The 17701-nt window shown below is 40.5% G+C and carries 15 protein-coding genes and 3 pseudogenes; 11 read left to right on the top strand and 7 right to left on the bottom strand.

The window, feature by feature from the left end:
• Positions 1–55 precede the first annotated feature (55 nt).
• Positions 56–558, bottom strand: a pseudogene (locus tag FD723_RS34300) (IS1 family transposase); the annotation flags it as partial.
• Positions 559–728: 170 nt separating this feature from the next.
• Between FD723_RS34300 and FD723_RS34295 the strand changes: the two are divergent.
• Positions 729–2903, top strand: a complete 2175-nt coding sequence (locus tag FD723_RS34295; protein WP_179069692.1) for a PAS domain S-box protein — start codon at positions 729–731, stop codon at positions 2901–2903.
• Here FD723_RS34295 and FD723_RS34290 read toward each other — a convergent pair.
• The gene (locus tag FD723_RS34290; protein WP_179069691.1) at positions 2896–3891 is read right to left on the bottom strand and encodes a hypothetical protein; all 996 of its coding nucleotides are present in this window, start codon (positions 3889–3891) and stop codon (positions 2896–2898) included. The two genes, FD723_RS34295 and FD723_RS34290, sit on opposite strands and share 8 nt — an antisense overlap.
• 700 nt (positions 3892–4591) lie before the next feature.
• On the opposite strand from FD723_RS34290, the gene FD723_RS34285 reads away from it, so the two are divergent.
• From FD723_RS34285 to FD723_RS34260, 7 genes and pseudogenes are all read left to right on the top strand, one after another.
• Complete coding sequence (locus tag FD723_RS34285; RefSeq protein WP_256875258.1) at positions 4592–4981, top strand: calcium-binding protein; 390 nt, start codon at positions 4592–4594, stop codon at positions 4979–4981.
• Positions 4982–5036: 55 nt separating this feature from the next.
• Positions 5037–5546, top strand: a complete 510-nt coding sequence (locus FD723_RS34280; RefSeq protein ID WP_179069690.1) for a helix-turn-helix domain-containing protein — start codon at positions 5037–5039, stop codon at positions 5544–5546.
• Positions 5528–6097 (top strand): IS630 family transposase, encoded by a 570-nt coding sequence (locus tag FD723_RS34275; protein WP_179069788.1) that lies wholly within the window; start codon positions 5528–5530, stop codon positions 6095–6097. The genes FD723_RS34280 and FD723_RS34275 overlap by 19 nt, the downstream gene beginning before the upstream one ends.
• A pseudogene (locus FD723_RS44275) lies at positions 6076–6159 on the top strand (hypothetical protein); the annotation flags it as partial. The gene FD723_RS34275 and the pseudogene FD723_RS44275, both read left to right, overlap by 22 nt.
• Positions 6160–6198: 39 nt before the next feature.
• Positions 6199–8853, top strand: coding sequence for a calcium-binding protein (locus tag FD723_RS34270; RefSeq protein ID WP_256875257.1), 2655 nt, complete (start codon positions 6199–6201; stop codon positions 8851–8853).
• A 454-nt stretch (positions 8854–9307) separates the two neighbouring features.
• A complete protein-coding gene (locus FD723_RS34265) occupies positions 9308–9550 on the top strand; it encodes an ester cyclase (RefSeq protein WP_179069689.1) in 243 nt (80 codons plus the stop codon).
• Positions 9551–9795: 245 nt separating this feature from the next.
• Entirely contained in the window at positions 9796–11028 is a 1233-nt protein-coding gene (locus tag FD723_RS34260; RefSeq protein ID WP_256875308.1) for an SCP2 sterol-binding domain-containing protein, read from the top strand.
• A 123-nt stretch (positions 11029–11151) separates the two neighbouring features.
• Here the strand turns inward: FD723_RS34260 and FD723_RS34255 are convergent, their stop codons facing one another.
• Both FD723_RS34255 and FD723_RS34250 read right to left on the bottom strand, forming a co-directional pair.
• Entirely contained in the window at positions 11152–12015 is an 864-nt protein-coding gene (locus tag FD723_RS34255; protein WP_179069688.1) for a TauD/TfdA family dioxygenase, read from the bottom strand.
• Positions 12016–12351: 336 nt separating this feature from the next.
• Complete coding sequence (locus tag FD723_RS34250; protein ID WP_256875256.1) at positions 12352–13275, bottom strand: S1/P1 nuclease; 924 nt, start codon at positions 13273–13275, stop codon at positions 12352–12354.
• Between the two features lie 192 nt (positions 13276–13467).
• Here FD723_RS34250 and FD723_RS34245 point away from each other — a divergent pair.
• Both FD723_RS34245 and FD723_RS34240 read left to right on the top strand, forming a co-directional pair.
• Positions 13468–13707: pseudogene (locus FD723_RS34245) on the top strand (nuclease A inhibitor family protein); the annotation flags it as partial.
• A gap of 221 nt (positions 13708–13928) precedes the next feature.
• On the top strand, positions 13929–14288 hold the full coding sequence (locus FD723_RS34240; RefSeq protein WP_179069686.1) for a hypothetical protein: 360 nt from the start codon (positions 13929–13931) through the stop codon (positions 14286–14288).
• A gap of 896 nt (positions 14289–15184) precedes the next feature.
• Here the strand turns inward: FD723_RS34240 and FD723_RS34235 are convergent.
• Positions 15185–15457, bottom strand: coding sequence for a GlsB/YeaQ/YmgE family stress response membrane protein (locus tag FD723_RS34235; protein WP_179069685.1), 273 nt, complete (start codon positions 15455–15457; stop codon positions 15185–15187).
• 649 nt (positions 15458–16106) lie between these two features.
• Between FD723_RS34235 and FD723_RS34230 the strand changes: the two genes are divergently transcribed.
• Positions 16107–16418 carry a hypothetical protein gene (locus FD723_RS34230; RefSeq protein ID WP_179069684.1) on the top strand — a complete coding sequence of 104 codons (312 nt, stop codon included), beginning with the start codon at positions 16107–16109 and terminating at the stop codon, positions 16416–16418.
• Positions 16419–16879: 461 nt separating this feature from the next.
• Here the strand turns inward: FD723_RS34230 and FD723_RS34225 are convergent, their stop codons facing one another.
• Together FD723_RS34225 and FD723_RS34220 are read right to left on the bottom strand one after the other, a co-directional pair.
• Positions 16880–17317 (bottom strand): hypothetical protein, encoded by a 438-nt coding sequence (locus FD723_RS34225; RefSeq protein WP_179069683.1) that lies wholly within the window; start codon positions 17315–17317, stop codon positions 16880–16882.
• A 121-nt stretch (positions 17318–17438) separates the two neighbouring features.
• Positions 17439–17681, bottom strand: a complete 243-nt coding sequence (locus FD723_RS34220; protein ID WP_179069682.1) for a hypothetical protein — start codon at positions 17679–17681, stop codon at positions 17439–17441.
• Positions 17682–17701 lie beyond the last annotated feature (20 nt).

The raw sequence follows: 17701 nt of genomic DNA, 5'->3' as shown, positions 1-17701 counted from the left end.
AAATGCGGGCTTGGGTAATACGACCATCTAATAGAGCCGCAGCAGACTGTTGCACCTAATAAATGGTTAAGACATGAATGGCACGCTTGTTAATCCCAAAGCCCTGATATAACAAGATTTTGTGTGTGGGGAGCCAGATTTCTTCCCCATACTTTAAATAGTAAAGTAATAAGCGGATTGAGTATTTAAGCATATCTACTGACTTGGAATAACATAATGTTTTGCGGTAGCGACGTTAGGAGCGTCTGTAAGCTTGCCAGATAATGACGTAAACGTGTATTTTCACCTTCTACTCTGGTCATATATGTTTTACTGACAATATGATCGCCTGGCTGAATAAAACTGGGGTAAACTTTCCATCCATCGGTAACATAAAAATAGCACTGCCAGCAGCAAACAATATCCCACAAAGGTTTAAATGTTTCAGCACTATGATCTCCTAAAACCCAAGCTAAAATTCCTGGGCGAAAGTGGTTTACTGCTGTCCATAACCAAATTTTTTTTTGACCCTACGAAAGTTTCTAGTTCATCCAGTTCTCCCACTTCGGGAATCTCCTCGGTTGGTGTTTAAGTTACTCTTAGGGACGTACTTCTGGATTCAAAATTGTTCTCTTTTTACTACGATTTCCAACAGATGGATATTATTAGAAAGAGGAATGTTATATTACCTAAAAAATAGGGAATCCTAGATTTAAGTACCAAGCAAATATATTAGTCAGTTAGACAGGATGAACTTTCAACAGCAAGGCATTCAATCCGGTAACAATTTTTCTGTAAACCAATTGCTAAAAGTTGATGACGTTAGTAGAAATGGTCAGGAAATTGAACATCAATTAGCAGAGCCAGATTTGAAACAGTTGCAAGATAAATTTTTATTACTTATAGAACGTAATCCTTTGCCTTTAATTGAGTGGAATACAGCATTTCAAGTAATACAATGGAATCCGGCTGCTGAACAGCTATTTGGATACAGCAAAAGTGAAGTACTGGGTTGTCAATTACCAGAAATAATTGTGCCAGAGAGTGAGAGAGTAGAGGTCATCAAAATAATGGGGTTATTAATTGAAGAGAAAGTGGGAGGTAATAATCTCAATAAGAATCTGACAAAAAATGGAACAGTGATTATTTGTGATTGGTGTCACACTCTGATAACTAACGTTGATGGCAATGTAACTAGTATTGTCTCAACAGTACAGGATATAACAAAAGTAAAGTCTTTTGAAAGCGCTCTGCGCGAAAACGAAAAGACCTATCAGCAAATTCTTGATGCAATTACAGATATGGTATTGGTTAAAGGTGCTAAATCTCGGATTATTTGGGCAAATAAGGCATTTCGTGATTATTACGGGATGAGTGAGTCACAGCTTCAAAATATGATTGATGCACCTTTCAGCGAACCAGATCATACTCTGCAATATATCAAAGATGATGCTTACGTATTTGAAAGTGGGCAGACCCTAGAAATTCCACAAGAGCCAGTAACTCGGTACGATGGCGAAGTACGCCTATTCCATACAATCAAATCTGCGATCCGTAACGAACTAGGTCAAGTGATAATGACTGTTGGCGTATCTCGTGATATTAGTGAGCATAAACAAGCCGAGAAAGAACAGGCGAAGTTGTTGGCAATTCTAGAAGCAGCACCAGATTTTATCAGCACTGCTGACTTAACTGGGAAGGTTCTTTACTTTAATAAAGCAGCTCGCCGAATGTTAGAACTGGGGGAAAAAGAATCGCTTCAGGGGAGAAATTTGTGCCAAAATCATCCAAAATGGGCAAATGAAATTATCCAGAATCAAGGATTACCAGAATCAGTTCGAGTCGGTGATTGGGTCGGGGAAACGGCTCTTTTAAAAGCAGATGGACGAGAAATTCCCATATCCCAACTGATTATCGCTCACAAATCACCTGATGGAGAAGTTGAATATTTTTCGACAATCGCAAGGGATATCAGCGAACTCAAAGCAGCGGAAGAAACTTTACGGCAAAAAGCGAAAGATTTAGAGCAAACTCTTAAAGAACTTCAAAGCACCCAAGCTCATTTGCTTCAAAGCGAAAAAATGTCCTCTATTGGTCAATTGGTTGCTGGGGTAGCTCACGAAATGAATAATCCTTTGGGCTTTATTGCTGCCAGTGTAAAACAAGCTAAACCCACCTTTGATGATATTGTTGAACACTTAAAGCTTTATCAAGAAAAGTTCCCCACTCCCGGAGATGAAATTCTCATCCATGCTGAAGAAATTGATTTGGAATATAGCTTATCAGATTTACCCGAAATGATTGATTCGATGACGATAGCATGTGACAGGCTGAAAAATATCAGTACCAGTCTCCGCACTTTCACCCGTGCTGATCAAGACTACAAAAAACCTTTCAATATCCATCAAGGAATTGATAGTACCATTCTAATTCTCAAACATCGTCTGAAAGCAAATGAGCAACGTCCAAAGATTGAAGTGATCACAAACTACGGTAATTTACCTGAAGTAGAATGTTTTCCAGGTCAATTAAATCAGGTATTTATGAATATACTAGCGAATGCTATTGATGCCTTGGATGAATCAAATACAGGTCGGAGTTTTCAGGAGATTAAAGCCAATCCTAATCGGATTACAATTACCACCTCATTGGAAAACAAACAGGTTGAAGTGAAGATTGCTGATAATGGTCAAGGGATGAGTGAATCAATTAAACAAAAAGTATTTGACGACTTGTTTACTACCAAAGGTGTTGGTAAAGGAACAGGATTAGGATTAGCGATCGCTCAATCTATTGTTGTAGAAAAACATGGCGGAACTTTGAATGTGAATTCTACCTTGGGTGTTGGAACAGAATTTGTGATTACCTTACCGATTCTGGCTCAGACTCAAAGTGAACTTGGTCGAAAGTGTGATTTCAGTTAACTATCACCAACCAATCGCACAGTACAGACTTACACCCCGAAGCAAAGTTAACAGCAATCTGCCACTGCCCCAGATACCCATTCCAAAACGGCTCACCATCAGCCACTCCAACAGCCTCGCCAACTTTGGAGATTAACTCGCTGTAGCAAGAGCCAATACTGTCCAAGCCTTGCTGCAATTTCAGCTTCAGCCCTTTCCAGGTTTGTCCTTGGGGACTGGACACTACCTCTTCTAATATTTGGGAGGTAGTGTCAGTGACTTGTGTTTGTAACTCTATATTATTCGTAACTGACACCGACTCACTAAGAAACAGTTCATCCCGATTTAACCACTGTCCAAAAATCGAATCACGCTGATCATCAGGTGCAACAAACTGGTAAACGCACTCCCGATTTTCACGCTTACCCAACCGACCGACATAATCCAACTTCAAATCAATCTTCGCAAGTAGTTTCTGTGCGATCGCAATCGGTGTGTGTTTTTCCGAGATACTAACATTCAAGTAATTCTTGATAACGTGCCGATGCTGAACAGCTAGGGCTTTAAACTCCACCAGCTTCTCGTCACTTCCTCGCAACTGAACGTCTGGCGTGAGAAACTGCAACAGATTCAGATTTTCGAGTAACAACACAGCAGGTAATAACTGTCCCTTGTTAAAATCAGGTTTCCAAACCGAATTCTCCCCCGCCTCTAACTGCGCCTTAGCCCGTTTCGCATCACGGTTGTTCAGAAATTCCCGCCCCAGCGTCAAATAGTAGTGCATCCGCAGTTGAGGATACCAGCCGTCGTCATCTTTCTCAACCAAATTAGGCGTAACTTCAACTTCATAGCGACGGGATAATTCAGCCTTGCGCTGCTGATGTCGTTCAGTTTTCGTTTTCGCCCTTGTGTCAAGGAGCTTCTTAAGTTCGGCATCAGAGATGGTTGGAGAATCCGCGATCGCCTGACACTCAGCATTATACAATTCCTGACTAGCCGCTTTAACCAACTCGATTTTTTGAGGCAGAAGCAGTAATGTCTGCGAGCGCGAATTTTTTGGTTACAGATGCTATACCAATTGGTAATAGCCTTTAGCAAGAGGAAAAGACGATGCATTGATAGTGCATAAACCAAAATATTTTTACGTAAATTTATCAGTAAATAATGTGAAGAATATGCAAAGATGTGTGTGGAAGCAAAGACATCTAAGTAAATACGATAGTATATGGTCAGTGTTAGGTTATTGAGATGTTCTGTATTCTCAAATTAAACATTTACGCATAATTGCCCACAAGGAGAGTATAAAACTATATTTACAAGCCAGAGTTAACTATTGACTATTTTCTCTTCTGGTAGGATTTAGGCACTGGTAAAAAACTAAATATGAAGGCTGGATTTTTGATGCTTGTTCTTGTGCCTGAAAACAGCACTATAGTGGTGTGCAGTTCAGTGAGATACAAAAACTTTGCTGAAATGATTTGACAGTAAGGACTTTGATGTTCTCATACAATCGATAACCGCTAGAACGCGACTTAAACATTTTTGAGGCAGAAACAAGCTTAAAACCCATGCAAGGCAAGGAGAATACACATCTGCATACAGGTTTTAGGCTCTTTTCTGGCTACTTTTTGTTTAAGTCCCACTAACAGCTCTCTTCAAAACTGAAATTACTGAAAAAATCGATTGAGGTAGGTAAAAGTTATGGCATCTTGAATGTTGAATATTCAACAGGCAACAACATCCTCAACGGTGGCAGTGGTGACGATTACTTGGATGCTGGGGCAACATCCGGTAATAACCTGCTATCTGGTGGTGATGGCAATGATACTCTCTCCACCTCTTACGTTTCTCAAAACTCTTATAATTCTACAGCCTCATCAGGGAATAACACCCTCAACGGTGGCGCTGGTGACGATTACTTGGATGCTGAGTCTCCACAAGGTAATAACCTGCTATCTGGTGGCGATGGCAATGATACTCTCTCTACTTCTGGTGTTTTTACTTATAGAGCAGCTCCTAATTTTGTCTCATCAGGGAATAACACCCTCAACGGTGGCGCTGGTAACGATTACTTGATGGCTAATACCAATTTAATATGAAGCTGCATATAATAGGGAGGAAAGCAAACTTGGTACTTGGTAAGTTGATATACCCATGAGCCGCCCATTTCAAATTGAGATCGCCGAGAGCGAAGAGGAACTAAAAAAATGCCTACAAACAGTGTCTTTAGGAAACCAGAAAGAAAAGTTACAGATGTTGTGGTGGCTTAAGAGTGGTCAAGTAAACCAACAACAGGAAATTGGAAAACGTTTGGCTAGAGATACTTCAACAGTGACTAGATGGTTACAGAAGTATAAATCTGGTGGGTTATCTGGCTTATTGGAAGTAAAAAAAGCACCAGGAGCAAAACGGAAGATCGATGATGCAGCGATCGCCGCACTCCAACAGGAGTTAAAAACAGAGAAAGGGTTTGCCAGTTATGGTGCAATAGTTGAATGGTTGAAACAGGAACATGGGCAAGATATTGAATATGCAACTGTTTATGCGTTGGTTCGATATCGATTGGGTGCAAAATTGAAAGTACCTCGCCCTCAAAGCCATAAACAAGACGAAAAATTAGTTTCTGAGTTTAAAAAAAACTCGGAATCATTCTTAATTGTCTAGAAGAACATTTAGCACCCGGCAAGTGTGTTCGCTACCTGTGTCAGGATGAAACTAGAGTTGGACTGAAAACTCTTACAGGAAAAGTGATTACAGCTTCCGGAGTTAAGCCTACTGTTAAGGTGATATGGCCAAGAGATAACTTTTGGATTTATGGTGCAATTGAACCATTGACTGGAGACCATTTTCTTTATGAGTACCCAAAACTGGATGGCGAGTGTTTTCAACAGTTTTTGGACTGGCTATCTGTGCAATTAGGTAGCGATTACGCTATTTTACAGATTGATCAAGCACCTGCTCATACAAGTTCAAAGCTCCGTTGGCCGGAGAATATTATTCCTCTGTTTCAACCAGCATCAGCCCCTGAACTCAACCCGATTGAGAGACTTTGGCAACTCCTCAAGAAACCGCTCAAAAATCAACTTTTCTCTTCTTTACAAGCTTTACGTGAACGCATCCAAGAAATATTCGATCAACTTTCATTTGAGCAGATAATTTCAGTCTCTTCTTACAACTTTATCCTGGAAGCTCTATTCTATGCAGCTTCATATTAAATTGGTATAAGGGTTCATCAGGTAATAACCTGCTATCTGGTGGTGATGGCAATGATTATCTTGATATCTCTAGTATTCCCACTTACTACGATGGTATATTATTGTCTTCAGGCAATAATACTCTCGATGGTGGTGCTGGTGACGATACCTTGAGGGCTGAGGATTCAACAGGAAATAACTTCTTCTTTGGAGACGATGGCAATGATTCCTTCTATCTAAATTTAGAGAATCAAACGGTAGATGGGGGTAAGGGTGACGATTTGTTGTCTGTTGATTACAGTTATTACAGCGCTGCTACAGAAGGGATTACAACAACTTACAATGCCACTACTAACACTGGCTCAATTAGGTCAGGTACGAATCAAGTTAATTATAAGAATATCGAACGATTAAATATCTCAGGTACAGGTTACAATGACAACATTGTGGGGAACAGTGGCAACGATACCCTCTCCACGGGCAATAGTGGCAATGATACCATAGATGGGGGTGAGGGTGACGATGTACTGTTGGTCAATTACAACGGTAGTGCGGCGATCGCAACAACTTACAATGCCACTACTAACACTGGCTCAATTAGGTCAGGTACGAATCAAGTTAATTATAAGAATATCGAACGATTAAATATCTCAGGTACAGATTACAATGACAACATTGTGGGGAACAGTGGCAACGATACCCTCTCCACGGGCAATAGTGGCAATGATACCATAGATGGGGGTGAGGGTGACGATGTACTGTTGGTCAACTACAACGGTAGTGCGGCGATCACAACAACTTACAATGCCACTACTAACACTGGCTCAATTAGGTCGGGTACGAATCAGGTTAATTACAAAAATATCGAACGATTAAATATCTTAGGTACAGATTACAATGACTTGATTGTGGGGAACAGTGGCAACGATACTCTCTCCGGGGGCGTTGGTAATGATACTCTAACTGGTGGTGCTGGTAATGATGAATTTGTTTACAACAACGATATTTACAACAAAAATACTGATACTATTACCGATTTCGGTGGTGTGGGTAAAGGCTCAAATCCATCAGCAACGGTCATTGTCTCTGTAGACACCTTGCAATTTACAAGTGATGGATTCACGGCTGAAAATCTGCAATTAACTCAAAATGGCAACAACTTAGAAATCACTTTTGAAAATCTCGCTAATAGCAAAGTCATTCTGCAAAACTTCAAATTAGAAAATCTGGATAATTTACCAGCAACTTCTTCACGACCTGCTATTGGCAATATCCTCTTTTATGGTCAAACTAGTGTCACTGACAGTTTTGATGTGTTTGATGCAAATTCCACTCAAACGAACCTGTTCAATAAGAACACTGTTACTTTCCTGAATGACCTCGATAACAATATTACAGGTTTTGACAACTCTAATGATGTCATCAATGGTCAAGGGGGTAATGACATCATCGACGGATTGAGTGGTGATGACATCATTAGAGGTGGTGCAGGCAATGATACTCTGATTGGTGGTGCAGGCAATGATACTCTGATTGGCGGTGCAGGCAATAATATCCTTGACGGAGATGCCGATGACGATATTTTGAATATTAGCGGTTCAATAGGTAATAACACACTACTTGGAGGTGCTGATGATGATCGCTTGAGTGCTAACGCTTCAACAGGCGATAATCTGCTCTCTGGGGGTGATGGCAATGATTCTCTTGACATCTCTGGCAGCTACATCAACAGACCTAGCTACTCCTCCGACTCTCGCTCCACAGGTAATAACACACTACTTGGAGGTGCAGGTAACGATACCTTGAATGCTACCGGTTCAAAAGGCGATAATCTGCTCTCTGGAGGCGATGGAAATGATTCTCTTAACATCTCTGGTTACTACTACTACTCTTCTTCCTTTAACTACTCCGAAGATTCTCGCTCCACAGGTAATAACACACTACTTGGAGGTGCAGGTAACGATACCTTAAATGGTAGCGGTTCAACAGGCAATAATCTGCTCTCTGGGGGCGATGGCAATGATTATCTTGACATCTCTGGCAGCGACCCTACTCTTTCCATAGTTAATAATACCCTCAACGGTGGCGCTGGTGACGATACCTTGGATGCTACCAATGCAAAAGGTAATAACCTCCTTTCTGGAGGTGATGGCAATGATTCCTTCAATTTAGGCATCACATCCTCAGGTGATGTCCCCTCTGATTTAGCGACTCAAACAGTAAATGGGGGTAATGGTAACGATTTGTTATCCATGTATTACTTTAATGCTACAACAGGGATTACTTCGACTTTTAATGCTACTACTAACACTGGATCGGTTACGGCAGATACGTATCTAGTTAATTACAACAATGTCGAAAGATTAAATATCATCGGTACAGATTACAATGACTTGATTGTGGGGAGCAACGGCAATGATACCCTGACAGGTGGAAAGGGTAATGACAGCCTAATTGGAGGAAATGGGACTGATACCTTTGTTTTCTATAATTACAATGAAGGTGTTGACGATCTTTATGACTTTAACGCCACTAATGACTTGATTCAGATATCAGCTGTTTATTTTGCTGGCGGGTTATCATCAGGTTCACTTTCAGCTAATCAGTTTACCATCGGAACATCTGCAACAACAACCAATCAACGATTTATCTACAACAGCGCTACAGGTGGACTGTTCTTTGATCTTGATGGCAGTGCGTCTGGGTTTACTCAGGTAAAATTTGCACAATTATCTGCTGGATTGTCACTAACCGAAAACAATTTTGTGGTTGTTTAATCTTTATTGGCGCTCTAGAATCACCAACCGCTAGGGTTTGCGGGGTGTTATTTTTCGCATCTCGCAAACGATAGTGGCAATCGAATGGTACTTTCATAAAGGTAGCTTTCTTGCCAACTCACTCAAGGTGTGGACATCTCCTATTTTGATTCTGTGCCGAATAAATCAAACCATCTACTCACTCCACTGCGGGGCATCTGTCACCAATTGAGCATATTTGTTCGGGTTAACATCCTCGAACTCCAGCATCATACCCAACCCAATACTGCTTGGTTAAGCCTCTTTTGAACAAAACGCCTTACCTATGAGGCAGTACCAATTGTCTCGCCAACCAGTACGGTGCGAGCTTCCGTGAAGCCAAGTAGTATTTTGAACCTAATAAGTAAAGTGGTTAATACTAAGCTCCACTTTCTCACCCCATCCACTCGACCCAATCGGGCGCAGATGCTATCAGTTGACCATCTCTGCTTTCCCCGACATCCAGATTGAAATCATGCAGCAGGTTGCGGAAGAGAATCGGGTTGTTACATATATCGTAAGCAAAGGCAGACACAGTGGCGCATTCTACGGCATTCCACCAACAGGCAAAACCATCTCAACATCAGTGATCAGAATTGATCGTGTTCAAGATGGCAAGATCGCCGAGCATTGGTCTGTTTCCGATGCGGCAGGTCTGATGCAGCAACTTCAATCTTGAACTGTAGTAATGCGATTTTTTGGACAACAAAAATGTCAAACAATGCAATTGCTACTGCTTGATATAAAAACTATGAGTTAGCCAAATCCACCAAAATCTATACAGATTTATAATTATCAACGCTAGAGGCTTCTATGGCTAAATTTGATAACCATCCTACCGTGAGATGGTGGCGTGAGCAGTCTACAAACAACCTAAAAACAAGCACAGTCGCTTTGAATTCTGATTCACTCTGAACACTTTGTCTGGATGCGGGTGCTGATGATGTAGGATTTGTGGAAATTTATCGACCCGCACTTGCCGACCAACATGCCGAAATTCTGACAGTATTTCCACCCACCAAAACATTGATTAGCTTTGTCTGCTGCATGAATCGGGAAAACGTTCGCACTCCAGCACGATCAATCGCTAATCTGGAATTTCATGCCAATTACGACCATGCAGATGAAGTAGCTCGAAACCTCGTCAAAGCATTCGCGCAGATTGGTGTCCGAGCCTTGAATCCATCAGTGGCATTCCCAATGGAAATGGATCGTTATCCAGACAAAAAAGCCTGGGTTATATCTCATAAACCTGTGGCTGTTGAAGCAGGATTAGGACACATAGGAATTCATCGAAATGTGATTCATCCCAAGTTTGGTAATTTCATTGCTCTCGGTACAGTTTTAATTGATACAGAAGTAACGGAGTACGCCCACCCGATCGATTACAATCCCTGCATTGAGTGTAAATTGTGTGTTGCGGCTTGTCCTGTAGGCGCGATCGGGGCTGACGGTAGTTTTAGCTTTTCAGCTTGTTACACTCATAATTATCGTGAGTTCATGGGCGGATTCACAGATTGGACAGAGACGATCGCTGACAGCAAAAGTGCTAGTGATTATCGAAAAAAAGTCAGTGCTTCTGAATCAGCCTCAATGTGGCAAAGCTTGTCTTTCAAGCCGAACTACAAAGCAGCCTACTGTATTGCGGCATGTCCGGCGGGAGAGGATGTAATTGCCCCATTCTTGAGCGATCGCAAAGCATTTATTAAAGATGTGGTCAAGCCATTGCAGGACAAAACCGAAACCATCTATGTGGTGCCGGGATCGGATGCCGAAAACTATGTTGTCAAACATTTTCCCAATAAAACGGTGAAGCTTGTGAGCAGTGGCATTCGTCCTCAATCGATTCAAGGATTTCTCTTTGGATTACCATTGTTATTTCAACGCAATCAGTCGGAGGGATTGAGTGCAATTTACCATTTCACATTCACTGGCTCTGAGTCTCGTCGTGCAACAGTGACGATTCAAAATAAAATGGTACGAGTTCAAGAAGGACATCTTGGGAAAGCAAATATTTCTGTCACGGCAGATAGCAAAACTTGGCTGGGTTTTCTTAGCAAGGAACAAAACCTAATTTGGGCACTGCTGCGATGTAAAATTCGGGTTAGTGGTTCTCTTAAGCTACTTCAGGCATTTGGTAAATGTTTTCCTACCTGAAATATTCATTAAATTCTAGAAATGCCTAACTAATTACCCTGCAAGGGGAGACAATACCGGAACTAATTGAGGGCTAGTAGGATTCTTTTGTTGACCCCGCCAAACCCCCAATTGTCTCCAACTTCAGCTATTGGCCATAACACCAACACGGAGAGCAATTCGCTTATATTTGTTTGGATTGTAGGGCATACCTGTATGCATAACTTGGGAATTATCCCAAAACACAATATCTCCAGGTTGCCAAATATGGGCATAAACTGGTGTACAGTCGAGAATCTTTTGAAACAATTTCTGCCAATACTGTTTAGCAGCTTCTGGTTCGTTTTCTAGCCCTTTGAGAATCGAAGTGTCAGAACCCAAATATAAACAATAGCGCCCAGTTACTTTGTGAGTTGAGACAATTGGATGTAATTTCCGAGGAATCTCTACCCCTGGCTGTGGGGAGATAGGTGACAGGTGATACATCGACAGTAGTCCTAATTGCTGCTGATGTTTGGGAGCAAGATTGTGGTAGGCTTCCACCATGTCGAGAAAGAGAGTGGTGTGGGGCTGTCCATCCGTTCCTTCGTCCGGGATGGACACCCCATAAAGCATCACGACATAGAGGGCATTCATATCCAGTCCCTGTGTTTTAGGGAGATGGTCTTTATCGTGATGCCATTGCCAAGCAACTTTGCCCACCACCTCATCAGAAAGCCCCTTGGGATTACCTAAAATGGAGACTCCAGGACTCTGTAAGTCTGGAGCGATTTCGGGATCTAGAGGCTTGGGGCGACGACCGAGGGTTGAGTCACCAAACGTCTGGATGGCAAAGTCTTTCAACTGGGATGCCGTCGGTTTTTGCTTTCTGACAACAATAACCCCATGTTCCCAGAGAGATTGCTTCAATTCCTCAACTTGTTGGTCTGTTATGGATGCAAGATTACAATCTCGTAGAACTTCCTTGCCCAGTCTTGAATGCTGCTCTACGGTCAACAATTTCTTCATCTTAAGTAAATACCGTTTGATAATACTATTCACCTCAAGTTTCGTACTTTACGCAAAAACCGAATCATCTTGAAGCTGGCATTACAAACGATATAAGTCAGCCTAAGCTAACGTATCACAGACAGCATCCGCGATTTTGAGCTTTTTCCTTGGTGGATCACAGAAAATGGTTACTGGTGATGGGGTGCTGAGAAGGCAATATCTGGGGATGGAGGAAGAAGCGACACCGGACAGCCCGTCGTAGACATTAGTCTCAAAGTGGGGTAATCGCTTTAGTAAAATCAAAAACTACCCATATTATCTAAGTGGAGAACAAAAGAGATTGTATATCTTTTATCACTTGCCAAACAGTTTATTAAGCACATCAGCTAGACGGTAGCCTGCCAAGCTCATGCGGCGTTCTGCTATTGGTTTGGCGGTAGCAGCATAATTTGGCGGTAACGGCTTTCCATCATTTTTATCACTACTGCCAGAAAGCTTGCCATTAAGATATGCTTTTTGTTTAGCGATATTAAAACTCTCTAATTTTGCCCAATTATTAAATTGAGTTTCTCTTAATTCTGGTAATTTACTGCGTTGATAGGATGCTCTTATCTTGGTTGCGGTGTTCCGAACAGTTTGAAAGTTTTCTGAGCCTAGTATGAGGTCATCCCAGAATTTATGCAAACTGATAGTCTGGCTATCTGGGTTAACTCTAATATAAAAACGTGTACCACCTCTATCACCTTCTGGTTCTTTATACTGGTTAGTAATTAATTTGGTAGTATGCAATGGCTGATGGACATCTCCTACTAGATGGAATAGCCAGCATATTGCAACTGCTTTTTCGCTGTTGGTGGCATTACTTTGGATAATATCAAGATTTTTTTGAAAAGCAAATATAATATTTTCTTCACCTGGAATTTCACGAGGAATTGAGTTTGAGGCATTGCTTGGTTGATAAGGGAAATTTATGTAGTGCCAAGTTGGATTATCAAATATTTGATTGCCACGAGCTTCATCTGGCCATTTTGCCGCCCACATAAATAAGTACAAATTTTTATTTTCAGCAGAAAGATTAGATTGTTTGAGGGAATTCCACTGCTGCTCAAATTTAGAGTATTCAGGGTGTTCCTTCAAAATGGCAACCATTTTCTCAATTACTTCTTGATGATTCTGCGAGAGTTCCCTGTAAGCGATCGCTCCTGAAACCATGTGTCCAGCCTTATTCCAAGCAAAAGCTGGGTGCTGCCAAATCAGGATTGTTGAGAATATTGTCAATAAAGAAAACTTCAGGGAATTTTTTGTTATGAAATAGATTTTTTGAATTGAAAGTCTCTTATTCATAATCATCTCGCTAATAATTGAGTATCAACACAAATCTTAACTTTATAATCGCACGAATCACCTGAGTCATTACATTCTCTGATTGGCAAGATCAAAAACCAATGCTCATAACCATAAATAAGTTTTATGACTAACGAGATTACGGAAAAATTTAAACAAGCCTCCGATGGTTTGTTAATGATGAGTGAATCAGAGTATCCTTTTGAAGCTTTTTTGTGGTCTAATCAAGCTCAAGAACCAATAACCGCTCAAAAACTTCTCCAACTAACAGGGTATCCTCAAGATTCGCCAATAGAAGAAGTTGAATTAGAGTATTTTTTTAGGAATTGTGCCTTTGAACAAGAGTGGCATAATGAATTGCAGAAAAGTCAGTTTGCATTCCGAGCTAAAAACACAACAGGATGATAACTAACTGTGCTGCTTACGTAGGTTAAATTCTTATTAGTGTTAGATTATGTCTCTTGGTTGTGCGATCGCCTTGTCCTAGACATTACTTGCTTCGTGTCAACCTTTATAGTACATTTGTATTAAAGCTATAGAGTTAGCCTTATTCCCTGCCTCAAGTGTGGGGATTTTATTGTTTGGGTATGATGGCGGAACACCCACTTGATAGCGATCGCCAATTATTGGGTCATGATATTGAAGGCGATCAGCTACGCCATCGCTCTTTTTCGTATTTCCTCTCTTCTCTTCTTAGGCTGCGCCAACGAGACGCTATTCGTGAACGCTTGTATTCAGCACAGATGCTAGTAGTTAGCCAACCCAAAATTGCTGGGTGGAGGTCGGCAGAGGAGCAAGGGAGCAGGGGAGCAGAGGAGAGATTTGTACAAGTTCTTTCCCCCTTGCCCCTCCGCACCTCTGCCTCTCTGCTTGCCACAACGCTTGCGTTACCTTGGCAGACTACTAGGGCGATCGCCTATTGCCAGAGGATTTTATTTTTTGGGTAAGAATTTTTATATTTATATATTATGTATGCTTGAACGGTGACTTTAGTCATGGATATATTTGTGACTTTTGTAAGAATATTTTTTTCAATAAAAGAGTTTTAATAATGTGAGGTAGAAACTAAATAATCTAAAATATATTGGGATATCGGCTTTCCATAAGCATCTGATAATTCCGATAAATTTATGGTTGTTCCTATTTCTATAAATGTTATTTAGGAACTCCTAATAATCGGTAATTCTCTTGGTTTAAAGAAGAAAAATGAGCTACTATGATTTTGATGAGCATTTCTGGTCGCCAAAAACTGTCTGTCTTCAATCAAAATTAGGAGATTCTAGCCGAAAATCTTCTTATAAAAACTTAATTAATCTTGTCCTAATAATATTGATATCTGTATGCACAGGCTTGTTAATAACAATTTTATTTAGAATCAGCAATAGCAATCTAGATAGAAATTTTATCAATAGAAATAATGTTGATGGTAATTGCTTGATAGTTAAAAGTAACAGTGGATTTCAAATTTATTGCTCGAAATTAGACTAATTTTATTAATTAAAAATTCCAAATTAATCGGAGAAATATACGGGAGCATGTGATGGCGGCGATGTCTGCGACGGGCTACGCCTACGCTTTGCTTCCTTTAGATTTCCTCTAAGAAAGAGGGCGACACTTCACTAGCCATAGTCTAGATTGGGCTAGACATCAAGTGCATACTACTAAAAGCGACACCGATAGCGCAGCGTTTCTAAGAGTTGCCCGTCGCAGACATCACCCGCTAACAAAAGAATAGCGCCAACCTAAATCCAGGCAGACGCTATTCTGTTACTTGAATTCAGGGAGAAAACATAGTGAAATGAGTTAAGAGATTTTTACGATTAATTGATTCCAATTTAATTTCTTAGATTGCACTGCGGCGATTTAGCAAGTTCCACAAGAAAACAGCGACAATTGCGCCAAGAACCGCTACTGCAATACCAGGAATGCTGAGTGTGGGGGCAGCTAATGTCAAGGTTCCTGTACTGAAGAATATACCCAGACTACCACCAACAAAAGCACCAATAATTCCTAATAAGATTGTTCCGAGAATTCCGCCACCTTGATGACCGGGGTAGATAGCCTTTGCAATAGCACCAGCAATTAGACCTAAAACAATCCAAGCAAGAATATTCATTGTTTTAATTCGATAGATGTTTTTCATCGACAAATACACGATACCAATCCCAACATTGACATTCCATTTACCAACAGAACCAATTATTAATAGCCTTGAGGATGAACGCTGTTACTTCTTGTGATATACCCACTAAATCCAATGAATAATAAATAAAAAAGCTCCTAGTAGGTCTAAAACTAGGGGCTTATTAATTCATTACTTGATAATTGCAGTATATGCATTTTTAATGATTTTTCTCATCTACTGGAAGAATTAAGCTCCAGTTGAAAGCAGATACTATCGGGCGATCGCTCTTGAGGTATAACTTTGACTCGCTTGAATTTGTTCAGAGCTATCACCCACCCCCAACACCATGACTGATACTAAAAGGGATTAGCTTCTGTCACCACTTCTGGCAAACGACTCAAAAGATACCAAGGACTATCAAGGTGGAGTGTGGACACTAACTCCGACCTTGAGTCCTGGTGGATGATAGACGAACACCCATCAATAAGGATTTATCAACTCGAAGTTAGGGATGGGGAGTGATGACGCGCTTAGTGACTTTAGTCATGTTTAAGTGGTGACATTTGCTAGATATCTTTTCTTGATTATGCAGAATATATTGACAATATACAAGTTAAGTAAAACAAGGATTAAAGGATATATGAACCGCTTAAAATCTCTTCTTCTTGGTGGTTTATTAGCTTCTGTTTCAATTGCTGCTCTTTCAACTCATGCTAATGCTTCTGTTGTGAATTTTCGCAATGAACATTTAAATACTAATACGATTGCTTTTAATAACGCTAAACTAATTCGTGAGCGTCAATTGCATGAACAGCAGGTTCGTGAACAAAAGGCTCGTGAATTACGTGAACGCCAAGCTCGTGAACAAAAAGCCCGTGAATTGCGTGAGCGCCAAGCTCGTGAACAAAAGGCTCGTGAATTACGTGAGCGTCAAGCTCGTCTTCATCACTAAAATTTGAATTTTTACTTGCTCTGCGCTCGCCTACCCAATTCTTAGAGGAAACCCAAGAGCGATCGCCCCCGCCAAATTCTTAGAGGAAAAAAAGCGATCGCCCTAATTCTTAGAGGAAACGAGAGGAGCATAGGCACAGCCCGTCGTAAACATCGCATACACTCATAGCTTGGTCATCTCATAACCAAGCTCTTAGCTATCTCAATCAATTATTTAAATTCGGTAATCATCACCTAATAAAATGATGATTACCGCACTTAATTAGACATAAAAAAAGATTACAGTTAACTCTAATTTATAAGTTCGGTAAACCAGAATAATAACTATTAATGCCAATAATAATTAACTAACTCTTCTGCTATTAAAGGGGATAGTACAGTTAGGCGATGCCTACGTCGGTTCGCAGAGCGACCATCGCTTCTCAAAACAACAATCACACTCGCACTATTCGATGAACAGATTTAATCATCTGGAAACTGCCAAGATGAAATGCTTTCTACAGAAGTAGGAATAGACTCTTTCTTTTCTTTAAGTTTTTTAAGCAGTTCACAGCAGTAGCACTTTTCAATCAGGAGAAACTGCCCTAAATCTAGCTCTTTAAATAGATCAATTGTAAATTCTTGACAAATTGTGCAGAATTTTTCTTCTTTCCAGTAATTTAAGGGATACAATCGCAGGTGAAAAACTGGTGTATCAAAATACAGTTGACACTTAAGACAACACCAACCTTCAACATGAATCCTGCCAAGCTGGTTGGCAATTTTTTGCGGTAAGGGCAATTTAGCTAACACTACCTCCTGTTCCACCTTCTTCATTTTTCGTCCACAAATATCACACCTAAACGTTTTGTTTCGACTAGTAACATCTGCTCTAGTTATACCTAATGGTTCAATTAACATTTCCATTAACACTAAAAACTAATACCTATTTTGACAAATGGAGAAGAATGCGATCGCTTTCCAATCCTCTAAGAAAATGCCCTACTTAAACGGTTGCCCCCATCTTTCCCAATTCTCCTTATTAGTTTGAGTTGTCCTCTAAGTAGTTGCGATTACCTGAATATATTTCATATTTCCATTCAGCACACTCTAGATCAAGGGAAAATGTCATATCTTGCATCTGTTGATTGAGTTGCTTTACTTGTTTTGACTTTGCATCATATCTTTGCAAACAAGCCTCAGCCTCTTCAAATAGTGCCTTGAGTTCTGGATCTATAGGGTCTTTTAAATACTGTTCAAATTCTTCATCAGGATTAATGTTCATAGTTGCACCTTATAGACAAA

Source organism: Nostoc sp. C052, from assembly GCF_013393905.1.
Classification (GTDB): domain Bacteria; phylum Cyanobacteriota; class Cyanobacteriia; order Cyanobacteriales; family Nostocaceae; genus Nostoc.
This window is presented reverse-complemented; position numbering and strand designations above follow the sequence as displayed.

Bases quoted from the DNA above. Each gene is read 5' to 3' on its own strand.
- FD723_RS34295 (WP_179069692.1), top strand. From the start codon at position 729: ATGAACTTTCAACAGCAAGGCATTCAATCCGGTAACAATTTTTCTGTA.
- FD723_RS34280 (WP_179069690.1), top strand. From the start codon at position 5,037: ATGAGCCGCCCATTTCAAATTGAGATCGCCGAGAGCGAAGAGGAACTA.
- FD723_RS34255 (WP_179069688.1), bottom strand. From the start codon at position 12,015: ATGAAGAAATTGTTGACCGTAGAGCAGCATTCAAGACTGGGCAAGGAA.
- FD723_RS34240 (WP_179069686.1), top strand. From the start codon at position 13,929: ATGATGGCGGAACACCCACTTGATAGCGATCGCCAATTATTGGGTCAT.
- FD723_RS34235 (WP_179069685.1), bottom strand. From the start codon at position 15,457: ATGAATATTCTTGCTTGGATTGTTTTAGGTCTAATTGCTGGTGCTATT.
- FD723_RS34230 (WP_179069684.1), top strand. From the start codon at position 16,107: ATGAACCGCTTAAAATCTCTTCTTCTTGGTGGTTTATTAGCTTCTGTT.
- FD723_RS34225 (WP_179069683.1), bottom strand. From the start codon at position 17,317: ATGTTAATTGAACCATTAGGTATAACTAGAGCAGATGTTACTAGTCGA.
- FD723_RS34220 (WP_179069682.1), bottom strand. From the start codon at position 17,681: ATGAACATTAATCCTGATGAAGAATTTGAACAGTATTTAAAAGACCCT.